Origin of the sequence: Microbacterium oxydans (genome assembly GCF_000956405.1) — a bacterium.
Classification (GTDB): Bacteria; Actinomycetota; Actinomycetes; order Actinomycetales; family Microbacteriaceae; genus Microbacterium; species Microbacterium oxydans_C.
On sequence record NZ_JYIV01000028.1, the window covers coordinates 270,721 to 287,037 of the forward strand.

The window sequence follows — 16,317 nt, forward strand, 5'->3', positions numbered from 1 at the left end:
TGCTCGCGGCGACGGATCAGACGATGGGGGCAGCATTTCCCGCGCAGTCTAGCAACGCCGCCTCTGTCCTCCCCGGGGCCGGAGAGGCCGCGAGACGCCTAGACTGGAGGAGTGGCGAGACTACTGATCGTCGGCGGCTTCCTCGCCGCCGTGTTCTGGGTGTTCAGCATCGTCGATTGCGCAGTGCAGCCGGCGACGCGCCACCGGGGTGTGTCCAAGCCGCTCTGGATCGCGATCGTCGTGCTCCTTCCCGTGATCGGCGGCATCCTCTGGTCCGTGATCGGCCGCCGTCGTGCGAACGATCCCGGCGTCCGTCCGGTCGTCGCGCCGGATGACGACCCCGCCTTCCTCCGCAGCATCAGCAAGTCCGAGCAGGACGCGCGTATCCGCCGCCTCGAGGAGGAGCTCGCTCGCCTCGACGACGAGACCGACGAGCCCCCCGCCACGGACCAGCGCCCGTGACGTCGTCGCCGGCCATGGACGCCGCGGCGACCCTGATCGCCGAACTCGTCGCCCAGGGCGTGCGCGACATCGTGGTGTCGCCGGGCTCGCGATCGCAGGCGCTCGCGCTCGCCGCGGTGCGTGCAGCCGACGACGGGCACCTCCGCGTGCACGTCCGCATCGACGAGCGGGTCGCGGGGTTCACCGCCCTCGGCATCGCCAGGGAGACGAGCGTGCCCGCAGCGGTCGTGTGCACGTCCGGAACGGCCGTCGGCAATCTGCTCCCCGCCGTCATGGAGGCGTTCCACTCCGGGGTGCCGATGCTTCTGCTCACGGCCGACCGCCCGCCGGAACTGCGCGGAGTCGGCGCCAACCAGGCCACGCTCCAGGACGGTCTCTTCCGGCCGTGGGTGCGTGACGCCCTCGATGCTCCGGTGCCGGGTGAGGGCGACTGGGCCGGGCTCGCCGAACGGGCGGTCGCTGCCTCGGTGGGTGCACGCGAGGTCGAGAGCGGCCTCCGCGGTATCGCCGGGCCCGTGCATCTGAACCTCCCGACGAGAGAGCCCCTCTCGGGAGATCTGCCCCCCGTGGTTCTCGTCCGGGGCGACGCTCCGACGGCGCTGAAGGACGAGCCGTTCGAACTCGACCGCGACCTGCGGACCGTCGTGATCGCAGGGGCCGATGCCGGTCCCGATGCCGAAGAGCTCGCGCACGCCGGCGGGTGGCCGCTGATCGCCGAGATCGTGAGCGGTGCGCGGTTCGGACGCCAGGTCGTGCATGGGTACCGTCGTCTCCTGGCGCGCGAAGACCTCGGCGGACGCATCGAGCGGGTCGTCGTGCTGGGGCATCCGACGCTCAGCCGCGAGGTCGCCGCGCTTCTCTCGCGGCAGGACGTCGACGTCGTCGCCGTGCGCCGTGGCGGGGAGGAGCTGAACCTCAACCACCGCACGCGCGGAGTCGATGCCGTCGTCGTCGCCCCCGGAGCGGCCGACCGCACCTGGCTCGGCGAGTGGATGCGGGCCTCCGCCACCGAGGTCGTCGACCTGAGCGAGCACGCACCGGATCCGGAGGCACTGGCTTCCACCGACTTCGCGGCGCGCAGAGCAGCGGTGAAGGCCGAGCTCGACGCGGTCCGCCGGCCGCTCGATCGCGAGCTCCTCGTCGATGCCGTGTGGCGCGCCACCTGGCCGCACGACCGTCTCATGTTCGGCTCCTCCCGGCTGGTGCGCGTCGCCGACCAGGTGCTCGGCGGCAAGAAGGTCCCCGTCCACGCCAACCGCGGTCTCGCCGGCATCGACGGCACCATCGCCACCGCGACAGGCATCGCCATCTCCAGCCAGGCGGCCGGGGCGCCCGGTGTCACCCGTGTGCTGCTGGGTGACCTGGCGTTCCTGCACGATGTCGGCGCCCTGCTGCTGCCGCCGGATGAGACGGAGCCCCGCCTGCAGGTCATCGTCGGCAACGACGGCGGCGGCACGATCTTCGATGCGCTCGAGGTCGCATCCTCGGCACGGCCCGGTGACCTCGACCGTGCGTTCTACACGCCGCACACCGTCCGCCTCGAGCACCTCGCCCTCGCGTACGGCTGGGAGTATCAGCGGGTCACCACCCGCACAGCCCTCGATCAGGCGCTGACCTCGCCGCACGGTGGTCGTCAGATCATCGAGGTACCGCTGGCGCGTTGACTGGCAGGATGTGCGTATGAACGCGCACACCTGGACGCAGAAGCTGCGAGTCGACGAGGGGTTCCGCCTCGCCGATGTCGACCCCGACGCCAAGCCCGGCTACGACCACGGCAAGTCGCAGGGGGTCTCCGACCTCGCCGCGGGTCTGGCCGACCTCAACGTGCTGCAGGAACGGCTGTTCGCCGAGAGCCGCGTCGGCGTGGCGAAGGACGCCGTGCTCCTGGTGCTGCAGGCGATGGACTCCGCGGGTAAGGGCGGCATCGTGCGGCACGTGGTCGGCGGTGTCGATCCGCAGGGCGTGGCGCTCGCCGCTTTCAAGGCGCCGACGGCGGAGGAGCGCGAGCACGACTTCCTCTGGCGCGTCGAGAAGCGCCTGCCGGAGCCGGGGTTCATCGGGGTGTTCGATCGCTCGCACTACGAAGACGTGCTGATCGGGCGCGTGCGTGAACTCGCTCCGCCTGCGGAGATCGAGCGCCGCTACGACGCCATCAACGAGTTCGAGGCACGAGTCACGGCGTCGGGTACCCGGATCCTGAAGGTCATGCTGCACATCTCGCCCGAGGAGCAGAAGTCACGGCTGATGGAGCGCCTCGAGCGCCCGGACAAGTACTGGAAGTACAACCCGGGCGATGTGGACGAGCGCATGCTGTGGCCGCAGTACATGGAGGCGTACCAGACCGTCTTCGACCGCACGTCGACCGAGGCCGCTCCGTGGTTCGTGATCCCGGCGAACGCCAAGTGGTACGCGCGGCTCGCGGTGCAGGAGCTGCTGCTCTCGGCACTGGAGGACATCGATCCGCAGTGGCCGAGCGCCGACTTCGACGTCGAGGCCGAGAAGAAGCGTCTCGCCGCCAGTTGAGCGTGCGGCGCGGTCAGGCCAGCGCGTCGACGAGCGGGCGGAACTTCACGCGCGTCTCGAGCAGCTCGCTCTCGGGGTCGGAGCCGGCGACGATACCGGCTCCCGCGTATGCCGTGACCGCGATCTCTTCCGCCCGTTCGGTGAACTGGGCACAGCGGAGGGCGATCGCCCACTCGCCGTTGCCTGCGGCGTCCACCCAGCCGACTGGTCCTGCGTAGCGCCCCCGATCGAAGGGCTCGAGGTCGCGGATCGCCGCGATCGCCGCGGGTGTGGGCGTGCCGGCGACGGCGGCCGTCGGGTGCAGCACACGGACGAGGTCGAGAGCGGTCTCGCCGGATGCGAGCTCGCCTTCGACGTCGGTCGCCAGGTGGAAGAGGTTGGGGAGCTTGAGCAGGAAGGGCTGCTCGCTCGCGGCCAGTGCCCTGGTGTGGGCGCGCAGGGAGGCGAGCACGCTCTGCACGGCGTACTGGTGCTCGTCGAGGTCCTTCACGCTGGACGCGAGATGAGCGGATGCGGCGGTGTCGGCGTCCGCGTCGGCTCCACGGCCGATCGTGCCGGCCAGCACCCGCGCGGTCACGGTCCCGCCGTGCACGGTCACGAGTGTCTCCGGGCTCGCGCCGATCAGGCCGTCGACGGCGAAGGCCCAGGTGTCGGGGTAGCCGGTCGACAGGGCGCGCACCAGACGGCGCAGGTCCGACCCTGCGGGGATGCTGCCAGTGAGGTCGCGTGCGAGCACGACCTTGCTCACCTCGCCGTCGGCGATGCGGGTGAGGGCGCGGCGCACCGAGTCCTGGTACCCCTGAGGCGTCTGCGCCCCGGGGCCCACCGTGCCCGCCCAGTGCGGTCCGTACGGCTGTATGGCGAGCTCGTCCTCGTGCGCGGGCGCACCGTTACCCGGAGCGTCTGCGAAGCGGATCGTGGTGCGCCAGAAGCGGTCGCCGTGTCGTCCGATCACCTGAGCGGGGATCGCCAGCACGCTGTCGGCCGACGATTCGTCATCGAACGTGAACGCTCCGAAGGCGACGAGCCCGGTACCGGGAAGCCCCAGCGGGTCGGAGACCTCGGCGCGCGCGGCCATGGCCCGCCACTCGGTCGCGAGCGTCGCGAGGCGCGAGGTCCCGGTGTGTGCGGGAGGACGGATCTCGGCGAGCGTCGCGCCGACGGCGACGATCCCGTCTCCGCGCCGCAGCCAGGCGAGCGGATGCCCGGGGTCGGCATAGGCCAGGAGGTCTTCGACCGGGTCGATCTCTCGGGTCTCCACGACCAGGTGAGTGGTGTGCACGCATCCAGCCTATGCCGCTCAGGGGCCGGGGATTCGCGTGGCCGTAGGGTGAGCGGATGAGCGATGCACGCCCCGCACCGGGCACCGAGATGGTCTTCCAGTGGCGCAAGTGGGACGGTTCGCCGCATTGGCGTCACGAGAGCGTGTACCTCGGTGCCGACGAGTGGGGCGATTGGGTCGGACAGCCCGTCGGGTGGCACAGCGTGCGGCCGGGTGCCGAGTTCCACGCCGGGGGCCCGAACGTCACCCTGATTCCCGCCGCTGGCGACCATGCGGTGACCGTCAATCGCCGTCACCGCCGGGGCATGCGCATCTACATCGACCTGGGGTGGGACATCCGCTGGTCCGACGATCCGCTCCTCGTGACCGGGATCGACATGGACCTCGACGTGGTGCGGGTCGCGGGCGAGCGCGGCACCTGGGTCGACGACCGCGACGAGTGGGCCGAGCACAGCGCGCGCTACGGCTATCCCGCCCAGGTCATGACCCATCTCGAAGCCCTGGCCCTCGACCTCGAGGAGCGGGTGCGTGCGCAGGTCGCTCCGTTCGACGACGCCACGGCCGACCCCTGGCTCGACCGCCTCGAAGCGCTGGGGCTCCCGCCTAGACTGGACTCGTGACCTCGAACGAGAAGAACCGCGCTGATCTCGGCAAGGACCCCGCCCGCGTCAGCGGCATGTTCGACCAGGTCGCCGCGGGGTACGACCGCACGAACACCGCCATGACGTTCGGCAACGACGTGCTGTGGCGTGCGGCGACAACGCGCGCAGTGGCTCCGAAGCCGGGCGAGCGCATCCTCGACCTCGGTGCCGGCACGGCATCGTCGTCGGCATCCCTCGCCCGCAGCGGTGCAGAGGTGGTCGCAGCCGACTTCTCGCCGGGCATGCTCGCCGAGGGGGAGCGTCGGCACGGCGCGATGCGCAACCTGTCGTTCGTGCAGGCCGACGCCACCGATCTGCCGTTCCCCGACGCCTCGTTCGACGCGGTCACCATGTCCTACGCGCTGCGCAACGTGAACGATCCCAAGAAGGCGCTTCGCGAGCTGTATCGGGTGACGAAGCCCGGGGGGAGGCTCGTGATCAACGAGTTCTCGACGCCACCGGGAAAGCTGTTCCGGGGCGCGTACCGGTTCTACAACGCGCAGGTGCTGCCTCGAGTCGCCCGCGTGGCCGGCACGAACGGTGATGCCTACGACTACCTGAACGAGTCGATCAGGGAGTGGCCGGACCAGAAGCGTCTCTCGGCGTGGATCCGTGAGGCGGGCTGGAGCGAGGTCGCGTACCGCAATCTCACGTTCGGCATCGTGGCCCTGCACAGAGCGCGCAAGCCGGAGTGAGCCTTCCGGACGAAACCGTGACATCCGACGAAGGTAGGCTGGGAACGTGACTTCGAGCCCCATCGCCCCGGGTTCGCGACTGGCGAGCCGTCTCGGCTTCAGCGATCGCGTCTTCATCGGTCCTGCAGCCCGTCGCGTCGCCCGCGCCATCGAAGACGGGCTGGAGCTCGTCGAGAACGGTCTGGCCGACGACGTCCGCGTCGCCGACCCGTTGGCCGACGCCGCCAGCCGTTATCTGTACGAGGCCGGTGGCAAGCGCATCCGCCCCGTGCTCACCCTCCTCGCCGCCCAGCTCGGCGACGGCAACACCACCCAGGTCATCGATGTCGCGAAGGCGCTCGAGATCACGCATCTCGGGTCGCTGTACCACGACGACGTCATGGACGGAGCCGATCGTCGCCGTGGGGTTCCCGCCGCTCACGCCGTGTGGGGCAACAACATCGCGATCCTCACGGGCGACATCCTGTTCTCCCGCGCCAGCCAGTTGATGTCCCGACTCGGTGAGCGCGCGATCCGTCTTCAGGCCGACACCTTCGAGCGGCTCGTGCTGGGTCAGATGCACGAGACCCTGGGGCCGCAGGAGGGCGACGACCCGATCGAGTTCTACATCCAGGTGCTCGCCGACAAGACGGGTTCGCTGATCGCCGCAGCCACGCAGGGCGGGGTGATCTTCTCGAACGCTCCGTCGGAGTACGAGGAGCCGCTGCGCGTGTACGGCGAGAAGATCGGCGTGGCTTTCCAGCTGCTCGACGACGTGATCGATCTCTCCGCCAAGCCGGAGGAGACCGGCAAGGTCCCCGGCACCGACCTGCGCGCGGGCGTTCCGACCATGCCCTACCTCCTGCTCAAAGCCGAGAGCGACGCCGATGCGGTCGATCTCGCGGCGCGCATCGACGACGGTGTGGCTCTGATCGCCGACGGCGCCGACTCCTCGATCCTCGACGGCCCGCTGGACGAGCTGCGCGATCACGCGGTGACGCAGAAGACCCTCGAGCTCGCGCACGCCTGGACCCAGGATGCCGTCGACGCCCTCACGCGCCTCCCGCGGGGAACCGTGCGCGAGGCACTGACCCGCTTCGCAGAGACCCTCGCCGAACGCTCCAGCTGAATCCGCGCGGGCGGCCCGTCGGGTCGCGCGCCTGTTGCGACGGCACACGAAAGGACCTCCCATGACCAAGCTCAGACTGGCCATCGTCGGTGCGGGCCCCGCCGGCATCTACGCCGCGGACATCCTGCTGAAGGCCGAGCGCAAGTTCGACGTCTCGATCGATCTGTTCGAGCAGCTCCCCGCGCCCTATGGCCTCGTGCGCTACGGCGTGGCTCCTGACCACCCCCGCATCAAGGGCATCATCACGGCGCTGCGCGATGTCCTCGACCGCGGTGACATCCGCCTGTTCGGCAATGTCCGCTTCGGCGAGGACATCACCCTCGAAGACCTCAAGAAGCACTACAACGCGGTGATCTTCGCCACTGGTGCCATCCGGGACACGTCGCTGGACATCCCCGGCATCGACGCTGTCGCCTCCTACGGAGCGGCCGACTACGTCAGCTGGTTCGACGGACACCCCGATGTTCCGCGCGAGTGGCCGCTGGATGCGGCGTCGGTCGGCGTGCTGGGCAACGGCAACGTGGCGCTCGACGTCGCGCGCATGCTGGCCAAGCACGCAGAGGATCTGCTGGTCACCGAGGTGCCGTCGAACGTCTACGAGGGCCTCAAGGCCAGCGAGATCACCGATGTGCACGTCTTCGGTCGCCGGGGCCCGGCGCAGGTGAAGTTCACGCCGCTCGAGCTGCGCGAGCTCGGCGAGCTGCGGGATGTCGACATGGTCGTCTACGACGAGGACTTCGACTACGACGACGCCGCGAAGGACGCCGTCGCCAGCAACAAGCAGGTCATGGTCATCGATCGAATCCTGCAGTCGTGGCGCAAGCGCGACTCGGTGAACAACGCCGGCGGCACGGCATCGCGACGCCTGCACCTGCACTTCTGGGCCCGACCGGTCGAGGTCCGCAAGGACGAGAACGGGCGCGTCGCGGCCCTCGTCTACGAGCGCACGCAGCCCGACGGGCAGGGCGGCGCCATCGGCACCGGTGAGCTGCGCGAGGTGCCCCTGCAGGCCCTGTACCGCGCCATCGGCTACTTCGGCTCGCCCCTTCCGGGTGTCCCGTTCGACAAGAAGCACGGCGTGATCCCCAACCGTGAGGGGCAGGTGCTCGCGAAGGACTCGAACGAGCGCGTCCCTGGCATCTACGCCACGGGGTGGATCAAGCGCGGGCCGGTGGGCCTGATCGGGCACACCAAGTCCGATGCGATGGAGACCGTGCGCCACATCATCAACGACCAGGGCTCCTGGTGGCACCCGGAGGACCCCTCCGAGGACGCCGTCGTCGAGCTCCTGCAGGAGCGTGGTGTGCGCTGGACCGACCTGGACGGGTGGCACCGCCTCGACGAGCATGAGATCGCCCTCGGTGCCCCTGAGGAGCGGGCCCGCGTCAAGGTGGTGCCGCGCGACGAGATGGTCCGCGTCTCCCGCGGCGAATAGCGCCGCCCCGGTCGGGCCTCCCCGCCCCGTTCGCAGCCTCGGCTAGCCTGGCGTGAACGGGGGAGGAACGCATGGCCGACTGGATTCCCGATGTGCTCGGTGACGAGTTCCAGCAGCGCACCCTCGATCTCGGTGTCGACGACCAGGGTCCCGTCGTGGCCACACTGGTACGCGCATTGCCGACCGAACCGGGCCTGTGGGACAGGGTGCGAGGACACCGTCCGCTCCTCGACGGCGTCGACGTGCTGTACGTGCACGGCTGGTCCGACTACTTCTTCCAGAAGCGCCTCGCCCGTTTCTGGACGGCCCGGGGGGCCAGATTCTTCGCGCTCGACCTGCGCAAGTACGGTCGCAGCCTCCGCGACGGGCAGACGCCGGGCTACATCGCCGATCTCGCGATCTACGACGAGGACATCGCCGCGGCGCTGGATGCGATGGGTCGGGGCGAGGGAGGTGTCGAGTCCGACCGGCGTCTGATCCTGCTCGGGCACTCCACGGGCGGTCTGACGCTGAGCCTGTGGGCGTCCCGGCATCCGGGCGCGGCCGACGCGGTGATCCTCAACAGCCCGTGGCTGGAGTTCCAGTTCGCTCCGGCGAGGGCTGCGATCGCCCCGATGGTCGAACTGCAGGCGAGGATCCGCCCGATGGAGGTCGCACCGCAGGTCGACCTCGGCTTCTACACGCGAGCGCAGCAGGAGGTGGCAGACCCCGACGACCCGATGGAGGTGAATCCGGTCTGGCGCCCGGCGCAGACCATGGCCGTGTACGCGGGCTGGCTGCATGCCATCCTGTCCGGCCATAAGGCCGTGGCAGCTGGTCTGTCCATCACCGCACCGGTGTGCGTGCTGCTCTCAGCGCGATTCGTGCCCCCCACGCGATGGTCTGAGGACCTCACCTCGGCCGATTCCGTGCTGGTCGTCGACGACATCGCCCGTGCCGCGCTCCGTCTCGGCCCCAGCGTCACCGTGGAGCGCATCGACGGTGCGCTCCACGATGTGTTCCTCTCGCGCCACGAGGCGCGTGAAGACGCCTACCGACGGCTGGACCGATGGGTCACCGCGTGGCGAGCGGTGCAGTGAGGCCTCAGAGGTAGTACATCTCCCGCACGAGCCGCTCTGCGGCGTCACCGTCCGCGCTTCGAACGGCATCTCCGAAGTCGGAGTAGACCTGACCCATGCGCGCGCGATCCGACGGCGGCACCACCCAATCGCGGAGGTTGCGGAACAGCACCATGCTCGCGTCGTCGATCAGCGTGCGATGCTGGGAATTGCCGCTGTGATCGCCGAGGTAGGAGAACACCGCCCAGCGTGCATTCGACGTCTCGGCACCGTCTCCCAGCGATGCATGCATCCCGGCGAGCAGTGTGATGACATGCTCCCGCTGGGCCATCGTGATCCGCGGTACCGCCAGTCTCGCCGCGATGCCTGCCTGGTACCCGGCGAACTCGAGCGACTGCGCCACGGTCTCGGGGGTCACCGCCGTGACCTCCGTGTACCGGCTCGGATACATGGTCACCATGCCGAGGCGTTCCAATCGCTGCAGCGCCTCCCGCACCGGTGTCCGTGACACGTGCAGCTCCTCCGCCACGTCGACGTCACGGATGCGCTCACCCGCGGCCAACGTGCCATCGATGATCTGTCCACCGATGTGGTGGAAGACCTCCTCGGCCAGGAGCTGCTTGCTCTCGCCGATGTTCGTCGATCCGGTACTCCCCATGGATCCGCCCCCAGTTGCCCTTCTGATCCCGAGCGCCCCATGATTCGCCCGGGAGGGCAACTACATCATGAAGTCGCTTCGGATGCCAATATCCCCCCACAGGAGTCCGCGGTCCGCGTGGGGGCGCGCAGCACGGGCTCGGGTGGGCCGTTCTTACGTATGGTCTTCGTTCTCGCGATCACCCGCTCGCGGTTTCCGTGGCCGGCGGATGCTCAGCATCCGCCGGCCACCGAAGACGCGAGCGCATGGAACTGCCGCGGCCTCGTCCCCACGAGGGCAAGCTCGCAATACCGAAATCGCGCAGCCCTACGACGGCAGTGCGTCATGCGGCGTTCGCGTCGCCGGTCGAGTCGACCGCTTCCCAGTCTTGGGCACGAGAACCCATATATTGGTATGCAATCCAAGGATTCGGTACGCGATCCAACAATGACGAGGGAGGGGCCGGATGCGATGGCATCCGGCCCCTCCCTCGTCGCGTTGCGAGCGGACTACCGGTAGTTGATGAACTGCAGGTCGAGATCGAGGTCGGCGCCCTTCAGCAGCGCGATGACCGACTGCAGGTCGTCGCGGCTCTTGGACTGCACGCGCAGCTCGTCGCCCTGGATCTGGCTCTTCACGCCCTTGGGGCCCTCGTCGCGGATGATCTTGTTGATCTTCTTCGCGTTCTCGGACGAGATGCCGTCCTTGAGCGTCGAGACGATGCGGAACTCCTTGCCGCTGGCGAACGGATCGCCCGACTCGAGGCTCTTGAGCGAGATGCCGCGCTTGATGAGCTTGGACTGGAACACGTCGAGCACGGCCTTGGCGCGTTCCTCGGAGTTCGCGATGATGAGGATGCTCTCGCCGCTCCAGGCGATCGATGCACCGGTGCCCTTGAAGTCGTAGCGCTGCTCGATCTCCTTGCGGGCCTGGTTCAGGGCGTTCTCCGCCTCCTGGTGGTCGACCTTCGAGACGATGTCAAATGAGCTGTCAGCCATGGCTTCATCCTACTCAGGGGCTCAGCGCGTACACGTTGTCGGAGACCCGGGTGGCGCCGTCCGGCGTGGGGTAGTCGTCGGGGACGGTCACGAAGTGTCCGGCAGGACCGCTCATCTCCACGGGCGCGCCGTTCCCGCCGCATCCCATGCCCCACACACCGTCCTCGGGGAAGGCGAGCACGCATACCGTTCCCGGTTCGACGCCGCGCAGCAGCCAGATCGAGGTGCCGGAGTGTTCACCCACCAGGCGGGCGGATGACAGGTCGGCCGCGTCTCCGGAGTCCTGCTCCGCCACCGCGTCCGGGAGGGCGTCCTCCGGCTCGGCGTCGCGATCCAGGACGCCGTAGCTCGGGGCGAACGCGGTGCACCCGCTCAGCCCCACGGCGGTGAGCGCCAACGTGAGCACTGCCGCGATCCTGCTGATGCGAAATGTGCCACGAGTCATGACGACAGTCTACGGAGCGGGTTTCGCCGGACCCATGAAAGCGTTTCCATCCATCTGACGCGGATTTCAGTGCATCACGGGTTGATATCAACGCCCTCTCTCATTGCGAATCTCGCCGATTTCGATGCATACTGTAAGCGCTTGCAGTCCTTGCAGGTGATCAGCATTGAGAGAGGCACACACCAATGAAGGTGAACAAGAGGGGCATCGTCGCCGCGGGCGCGATCGCCATCGTTTCGACTCTGACGCTTGCCGGCTGCTCCACGGGGACCAGCAACGACGACACCTCGGGCTCCGACGACAGCAGCGCGCTGGTCGTCTGGGTCGACGCCGAGCGGGTCGACGCGCTTCAGGGCGCCGCAGATGCTTACGAGGAGAAGACCGGCGTCAAGGTCCAGCTCACGGGCAAGTCGGTCGACGACATGAAGGACGACTTCATCCAGCAGGTGCCGACCGGCAAGGGCCCCGACATCGTCATGGGCGCGCACGACTGGCTGGGCGAGCTCTCCACGAACGGCGTCGTCGCTCCGATCGAGCTCGGCGACAGCTCCGAGGACTACCTCCCCGTCGCGCTGCAGGCGGCGACGTATGACGGCACCGTCTACATGCTCCCGTACGCCGTGGAGAACATCGCCGTGCTCCGCAACGCCGACCTGGTTCCGGCTCCCGCGACCAGCTTCGACGACATGATCTCCAAGGGTAAGTTCGTCGTCGAGCAGGGGACCGAGGGCAACCCGTACCACCTGTACCCGTTCCAGACCGCGTTCGGCGCTCCGGTGTTCGGCACCGACGACACCGGCAGCTACGACTCCACCGACCTCCAGCTCGGCAGCGAGGGCGGCTTCGCCTTCGCCGACTGGCTGGGCGCGCAGGGCGCAGCCGGCGTGCTCAACACCGACGTCGACGGCGAGATCGCCAAGCAGCAGTTCCTCGACGGCACCGCCGCCTTCTGGCTGACCGGTCCGTGGAACGTGGGTGCGGCCACCGACGCCGGCATCAACGTCGCGATCGACCCGATCCCGAGCCCGACCGGTGAGACCGCATCGCCGTTCGCCGGAGTGAAGGGCTTCTTCGTGAGTTCGGAGTCGAAGAACAAGGTCGCCGCGAACGACTTCCTCGTCAACTACATCGGCACCGAAGACGTGCAGCTCGAGCTGTTCAAGGCCGGCAACGTGCTGCCCGCCCTCACCGCTGCCGCCGACACAGCGGCCTCCGACCCGATCATCGCCGGCTTCCAGGCCGTCGGCGCCGACGCCGTGCCGATGCCCGCCATCCCGGCCATGGGCGCGGTCTGGCAGTACTGGGGCGTGGCCGAGGCCGCGATCATCAACGGCGAGGACCCGGCGACGACATGGCAGAAGCTCGTCGACGACGTGACCGCCGCGATCAAGTAACAGCCAGGACACTGACTCTGCCGGGGTGGGCGTCTTCGCCCGCCCCGGCAGGATCATGACGAGGACGACATGACTGACACCGAAGAGCGCACAGCGCCGCCGACCAAGCGCCAGCGCCAGGCCGCCAAGATCGCCGAGGCCGCATCCGGGCCGATCGGCTGGATGCTGCTGAAGATCCTCCTGCTGGCGGTCGTCGATGCGATCGCCCTGTACGCCGCGTTCGTGCTGTTCGCGCACCAGGAGTGGTTGATCCTCGGCGTCGTGGTCGTCGTCGCGGTCCTGGTCAACTACATCTATTTCTCCCGCAAGCGCATCGCGGCGAAGTACCTGACGCCCGGCATCATCTTCCTGGTCGTGTTCCAGGTCTTCACGCTGCTCTACACCGGGTACATCGGGTTCACGAACTACGGCACCGGCCACAACGGCACCAAGGACCAGGCGATCTCGTCGCTTCTCGCATCGGCGCAGGAACGGGTCGAGGACTCGCCGACGTACCCCGTCACCGTGGTCGAGCAGTTCGGCACCTACGGCCTGCTGGCGACAGACCCGGACACCGGCGATGCACTCCTCGGCACGGCGGAGCAGCCACTCGAAGAGGTCGACGCCCAGTTCGAAGGTGACAAGGCCGTCGCGGTCGACGGGTGGACCACGCTTCCCCTCGCTACCGTCTTCACGCTGTCGGAGGAGCTGGAGCAGCTCTCCGTCCCGTTCAGCGACGACCCCAACGAGGGCAGCCTGCGCGCTCCCGACGGGCAGAAGGGCTACCTCTACGTCTCGACGCTCGAGTACGACGAGGGTGCAGACACGATCACCGACACCACCACAGGGATCGTCTACTCCGACACGGGTGACGGTGCGTTCACAGCCGAAGGCGGAGAGCAGCTCCTCCCCGGATGGCAGACGACGGTCGGTTTCGACAACTTCGTGCGCGCTGTCACCGACTCCTCCATCCGCGGTCCGCTCATCTCGGTGACGCTCTGGACCTTCGCGTTCGCCCTGATCTCGGTCGCGACCACGTTCTTCCTCGGTCTGCTGCTCGCGCTGGTGTTCAACAACACCCGTATGCGCTTCCGCAACGGCTACCGCATCATCCTGATCCTCCCGTACGCGTTCCCCGCGTTCCTGTCCGCGCTGGTCTGGGCGGGCATGATGAACGAGAGCTTCGGCTTCATCAACCAGGTGATCTTCGGCGGCGCCGCGATCCCGTGGCTGACCGATCCCACGCTCGCCAAGGTGTCGGTGCTGCTCGTGAACCTGTGGCTCGGCTTCCCCTACATGTTCCTGGTCTGCATGGGGGCGCTGCAGGGCATCCCCGAGGACGTCAACGAGGCTGCAGTCATGGACGGTGCGAACCCGTGGCAGGTCTTCCGCCGCATCAAGCTGCCGCTGCTGCTCGTGACCGTCGCTCCGTTGCTGATCTCGTCGTTCGCATTCAACTTCAACAACTTCAACCTGATCTACATGCTCACCAAGGGTGGCCCGCGCTTCAGCGATGTGTCCATCCCCGTGGGCCACACCGACATCCTGATCTCGATGGTCTACAAGGTCGCCTTCACAGGCCAGACGCGGGATTACGGTCTGGCGTCGGCCTTCACGATCCTGATCTTCATCGTGGTCGCGACGATCTCGATCATCAGCTTCCGCAAGACCAAGGCCCTCGAGGAGCTGAACTGACATGAGCACCGACAGCCCCCTCACCGAGCGTCCCGCCGCCACGCGTTCCGCCGAGAAGGTGCAGACCCTCGCCCCGCGCCGTCGCAGCTTCGGCGCCTGGTTCGCCGACACCGGATGGCGTCACCTCGTGGCGATCGTCGTGAGCATCTTCGCGCTGTTCCCGCTGCTGTATGTCGTCTCGGCCTCGCTGAACCCGAAGGGGACGCTGACGGGCTCGAACCAGCTGTTCTCCGCGATCGGGATCGACAGCTACGTGCGCATCCTGAGCGATCCGCAGAACCCGTACGGCACGTGGTTCCTCAACACGCTCCTGATCGCGGTCGTCACCGGCGCGGTGACCGTCTTCATCGGAGCGTGCGCCGCCTACGCCTTCTCGCGCATGAGGTTCGCCGGGCGCCGCGTGGGGCTCGTGACGATCGTGGTCGTGCAGATGTTCCCGCAGCTGCTCGCCGTGGTCGCGATCTTCCTCCTCATGTCGACACTGGGGGACTGGTTCCCGGCCATCGGTCTCAACACCCACACGGGTCTGATCCTGGTGTACCTCGGTGGCGCGCTCGGTGTGAACACCTACCTGATGTACGGCTTCTTCAACACGATCCCCAAGGAGATCGACGAGGCTGCCCGCATCGACGGCGCCGGTCACGCACGCATCTTCTTCACGATCATCCTTCGTCTGGTCGCGCCGATCCTCGCGGTGGTCGGACTGCTCTCGTTCATCGGCACCGTCAACGAGTACGTGATCGCGAGCGTCATGCTGGTCGACGTCGACCAGCAGACACTCGTGGTCGGTCTGACGAAGCTCGTCGCGAACCCGCGCTATGCGGACTGGTCGGCGTTCTCGGCGGGTGCTGTGATGGCGGCGATCCCGGTGATGATCCTGTTCCTCTTCCTGCAGAAGTACATCGTGGGTGGGCTGACCGCCGGAGCGACGAAGGGCTGATCACCCCTCCCGCTCTCTTGTCACGCATGCTACCTTGTCATGCATGACAGCAGACGTCGGCGCCCAGATGCGCAAAGGAGTGGTGGAGTACTGCGTGCTCGGCCTCCTCGCGCGTGAGCCGATGTACGGCTGGCAGCTGGCGGATGCGCTCACCGGCGCCGGCATGATCGCCAGCATCGGCACGCTGTACCCGCTGCTCGGGCGGCTCAAGGACAACGGGTGGGTCACCACGTTCGACCAGCCTTCCGACAGTGGTCCGGTGCGCAAGTACTACCGGCTCACCGACAGCGGCATCGACCAGCTCGAGCGGTTCCGCGTGCAGTGGACACCATTCGCCCGTGCCGTCACGGGCATCGTCGGAGAGGGACGATCATGACAGAGCTCACCGCAGACGACCTCAGCGCGCAGTATCTCGCGCGGCTCGACGAGGCCATGCGCAACCTGCCGCACGGCGTCGCGAGCGACATCCGCGCAGGCATCCTCGAGGAGCTGCAGGGGCTCGACGCCGAAGCGACCGCCGCACGCATCGCGAAGCTCGGCGATCCCGTCTCGATCGCCCGTGAGGCGCAGGCCGAGGCTCCCGCTGTCTTAACCCTCGACACGTCAGCGGTCGCCACGCCTGCACCGCGCCCGCCCGCGACCTCCACGAAGGGGTTCGCGATCGCCGCCGCCCTGACGTTGAGCTTCGGCGGGATCGTGGTTCCCGTGCTCGGGTGGTTCGTCGGCGCCGTGCTGGTGAGTGTGAGCACGCTCTGGAAGACCTGGGAGAAGGTGGTCTCGATCGTCGTTCCGTTCGCCGTCACGGGACTCTCCTTCCTCACGGTCACGACACTGACGGGGTTCTCCTCGTCCGACTCGGGTGGCAGCTCTTCGGGGACCGGGACCCCGCCGGAAGTCCCTGCCGTCAACCCCCTCGTCCCCGGTGCGGGGGAGTGGCACGTGCTGGTCCTCCTCGGCTTCCTCCTCGTCCCGCTCTCGGGGTTGTGGCTGCTGTGGCGCCTTCGGGGGCGCACCGCGGGGTGACC

At 68.2% G+C, this 16,317-nt stretch carries 17 protein-coding genes; 13 read left to right on the forward strand and 4 right to left on the reverse strand.

Annotated features, from left to right (window positions below; all coding sequences use genetic code 11):
• The first annotated feature begins 111 nt into the window (after window positions 1-111).
• The 3 genes from RN51_RS13835 to RN51_RS13845 are packed head-to-tail and all read left to right on the forward strand — an operon-like array spanning window position 112 to window position 2,985.
• Window positions 112-462, forward strand: a complete 351-nt coding sequence (locus tag RN51_RS13835; protein ID WP_045264621.1) for a PLD nuclease N-terminal domain-containing protein — start codon at window positions 112-114, stop codon at window positions 460-462.
• Window positions 463-476: 14 nt separating this feature from the next.
• Window positions 477-2,126: a 2-succinyl-5-enolpyruvyl-6-hydroxy-3-cyclohexene-1-carboxylic-acid synthase gene (gene menD / locus RN51_RS13840; protein WP_045264746.1), complete on the forward strand. Its 1,650-nt coding sequence runs from the start codon at window positions 477-479 to the stop codon at window positions 2,124-2,126.
• Window positions 2,127-2,142: 16 nt separating this feature from the next.
• Window positions 2,143-2,985, forward strand: a complete 843-nt coding sequence (locus RN51_RS13845; protein ID WP_045264622.1) for a polyphosphate kinase 2 family protein — start codon at window positions 2,143-2,145, stop codon at window positions 2,983-2,985.
• Window positions 2,986-2,998: 13 nt separating this feature from the next.
• Here RN51_RS13845 and RN51_RS13850 read toward each other — a convergent pair whose 3' ends face one another.
• On the reverse strand, window positions 2,999-4,267 hold the full coding sequence (locus RN51_RS13850) for an isochorismate synthase (protein ID WP_045264623.1): 1,269 nt from the start codon (window positions 4,265-4,267) through the stop codon (window positions 2,999-3,001).
• A gap of 56 nt (window positions 4,268-4,323) precedes the next feature.
• On the opposite strand from RN51_RS13850, the gene RN51_RS13855 reads away from it, so the two are divergent.
• The 5 genes from RN51_RS13855 to RN51_RS13875 all read left to right on the forward strand — a co-directional run bounded on the left by RN51_RS13855 (window position 4,324) and on the right by RN51_RS13875 (window position 9,225).
• Window positions 4,324-4,887 (forward strand): DUF402 domain-containing protein, encoded by a 564-nt coding sequence (locus RN51_RS13855; protein ID WP_045264624.1) that lies wholly within the window; start codon window positions 4,324-4,326, stop codon window positions 4,885-4,887.
• On the forward strand, window positions 4,884-5,603 hold the full coding sequence (locus tag RN51_RS13860; RefSeq protein ID WP_045264625.1) for a class I SAM-dependent methyltransferase: 720 nt from the start codon (window positions 4,884-4,886) through the stop codon (window positions 5,601-5,603). The genes RN51_RS13855 and RN51_RS13860 overlap by 4 nt, the downstream gene beginning before the upstream one ends.
• 46 nt (window positions 5,604-5,649) lie before the next feature.
• Window positions 5,650-6,711: a polyprenyl synthetase family protein gene (locus RN51_RS13865; protein WP_045264626.1), complete on the forward strand. Its 1,062-nt coding sequence runs from the start codon at window positions 5,650-5,652 to the stop codon at window positions 6,709-6,711.
• 61 nt (window positions 6,712-6,772) lie between these two features.
• Window positions 6,773-8,146: an FAD-dependent oxidoreductase gene (locus RN51_RS13870; protein ID WP_045264627.1), complete on the forward strand. Its 1,374-nt coding sequence runs from the start codon at window positions 6,773-6,775 to the stop codon at window positions 8,144-8,146.
• 71 nt (window positions 8,147-8,217) lie between these two features.
• Window positions 8,218-9,225, forward strand: coding sequence for an alpha/beta hydrolase (locus RN51_RS13875; protein WP_045264628.1), 1,008 nt, complete (start codon window positions 8,218-8,220; stop codon window positions 9,223-9,225).
• A gap of 4 nt (window positions 9,226-9,229) precedes the next feature.
• Here RN51_RS13875 and RN51_RS13880 read toward each other — a convergent pair whose 3' ends face one another.
• The 3 genes from RN51_RS13880 to RN51_RS13890 form a co-directional block, all read right to left on the reverse strand.
• A complete protein-coding gene (locus RN51_RS13880; protein ID WP_045264629.1) occupies window positions 9,230-9,862 on the reverse strand; it encodes a GntR family transcriptional regulator in 633 nt (210 codons plus the stop codon).
• 488 nt (window positions 9,863-10,350) lie between these two features.
• The gene (locus RN51_RS13885; protein ID WP_045264630.1) at window positions 10,351-10,839 is read right to left on the reverse strand and encodes a YajQ family cyclic di-GMP-binding protein; all 489 of its coding nucleotides are present in this window, start codon (window positions 10,837-10,839) and stop codon (window positions 10,351-10,353) included.
• A 13-nt stretch (window positions 10,840-10,852) separates the two neighbouring features.
• On the reverse strand, window positions 10,853-11,284 hold the full coding sequence (locus RN51_RS13890; protein WP_045264631.1) for a hypothetical protein: 432 nt from the start codon (window positions 11,282-11,284) through the stop codon (window positions 10,853-10,855).
• A gap of 185 nt (window positions 11,285-11,469) precedes the next feature.
• Between RN51_RS13890 and RN51_RS13895 the strand changes: the two genes are divergently transcribed.
• The 5 genes from RN51_RS13895 (at window position 11,470) to RN51_RS13915 (ending at window position 16,315) form a co-directional block, all read left to right on the forward strand.
• Window positions 11,470-12,678: a sugar ABC transporter substrate-binding protein gene (locus tag RN51_RS13895; protein WP_045264632.1), complete on the forward strand. Its 1,209-nt coding sequence runs from the start codon at window positions 11,470-11,472 to the stop codon at window positions 12,676-12,678.
• A 69-nt stretch (window positions 12,679-12,747) separates the two neighbouring features.
• On the forward strand, window positions 12,748-14,352 hold the full coding sequence (locus RN51_RS13900; RefSeq protein WP_045264633.1) for an ABC transporter permease subunit: 1,605 nt from the start codon (window positions 12,748-12,750) through the stop codon (window positions 14,350-14,352).
• A 1-nt stretch (window position 14,353) separates the two neighbouring features.
• Window positions 14,354-15,292: a sugar ABC transporter permease gene (locus RN51_RS13905; RefSeq protein ID WP_231579307.1), complete on the forward strand. Its 939-nt coding sequence runs from the start codon at window positions 14,354-14,356 to the stop codon at window positions 15,290-15,292.
• A 43-nt stretch (window positions 15,293-15,335) separates the two neighbouring features.
• Window positions 15,336-15,668, forward strand: a complete 333-nt coding sequence (locus tag RN51_RS13910; protein WP_045264634.1) for a PadR family transcriptional regulator — start codon at window positions 15,336-15,338, stop codon at window positions 15,666-15,668.
• A complete protein-coding gene (locus RN51_RS13915) occupies window positions 15,665-16,315 on the forward strand; it encodes an HAAS signaling domain-containing protein (RefSeq protein ID WP_045264635.1) in 651 nt (216 codons plus the stop codon). The genes RN51_RS13910 and RN51_RS13915 overlap by 4 nt, the downstream gene beginning before the upstream one ends.
• Window positions 16,316-16,317 lie beyond the last annotated feature (2 nt).

Excerpts from the sequence above, each read along its gene's own strand:
- RN51_RS13900 (WP_045264633.1), top strand. The coding sequence starts at position 12,748 with ATGACTGACACCGAAGAGCGCACAGCGCCGCCGACCAAGCGCCAGCGC.
- RN51_RS13870 (WP_045264627.1), top strand. The coding sequence starts at position 6,773 with ATGACCAAGCTCAGACTGGCCATCGTCGGTGCGGGCCCCGCCGGCATC.
- RN51_RS13845 (WP_045264622.1), top strand. The coding sequence starts at position 2,143 with ATGAACGCGCACACCTGGACGCAGAAGCTGCGAGTCGACGAGGGGTTC.
- RN51_RS13880 (WP_045264629.1), bottom strand. The coding sequence starts at position 9,862 with ATGGGGAGTACCGGATCGACGAACATCGGCGAGAGCAAGCAGCTCCTG.
- menD (WP_045264746.1), top strand. The coding sequence starts at position 477 with ATGGACGCCGCGGCGACCCTGATCGCCGAACTCGTCGCCCAGGGCGTG.
- RN51_RS13855 (WP_045264624.1), top strand. The coding sequence starts at position 4,324 with ATGAGCGATGCACGCCCCGCACCGGGCACCGAGATGGTCTTCCAGTGG.
- RN51_RS13895 (WP_045264632.1), top strand. The coding sequence starts at position 11,470 with ATGAAGGTGAACAAGAGGGGCATCGTCGCCGCGGGCGCGATCGCCATC.
- RN51_RS13890 (WP_045264631.1), bottom strand. The coding sequence starts at position 11,284 with ATGACTCGTGGCACATTTCGCATCAGCAGGATCGCGGCAGTGCTCACG.
- RN51_RS13885 (WP_045264630.1), bottom strand. The coding sequence starts at position 10,839 with ATGGCTGACAGCTCATTTGACATCGTCTCGAAGGTCGACCACCAGGAG.
- RN51_RS13905 (WP_231579307.1), top strand. The coding sequence starts at position 14,354 with ATGAGCACCGACAGCCCCCTCACCGAGCGTCCCGCCGCCACGCGTTCC.
- RN51_RS13910 (WP_045264634.1), top strand. The coding sequence starts at position 15,336 with ATGACAGCAGACGTCGGCGCCCAGATGCGCAAAGGAGTGGTGGAGTAC.
- RN51_RS13915 (WP_045264635.1), top strand. The coding sequence starts at position 15,665 with ATGACAGAGCTCACCGCAGACGACCTCAGCGCGCAGTATCTCGCGCGG.
- RN51_RS13875 (WP_045264628.1), top strand. The coding sequence starts at position 8,218 with ATGGCCGACTGGATTCCCGATGTGCTCGGTGACGAGTTCCAGCAGCGC.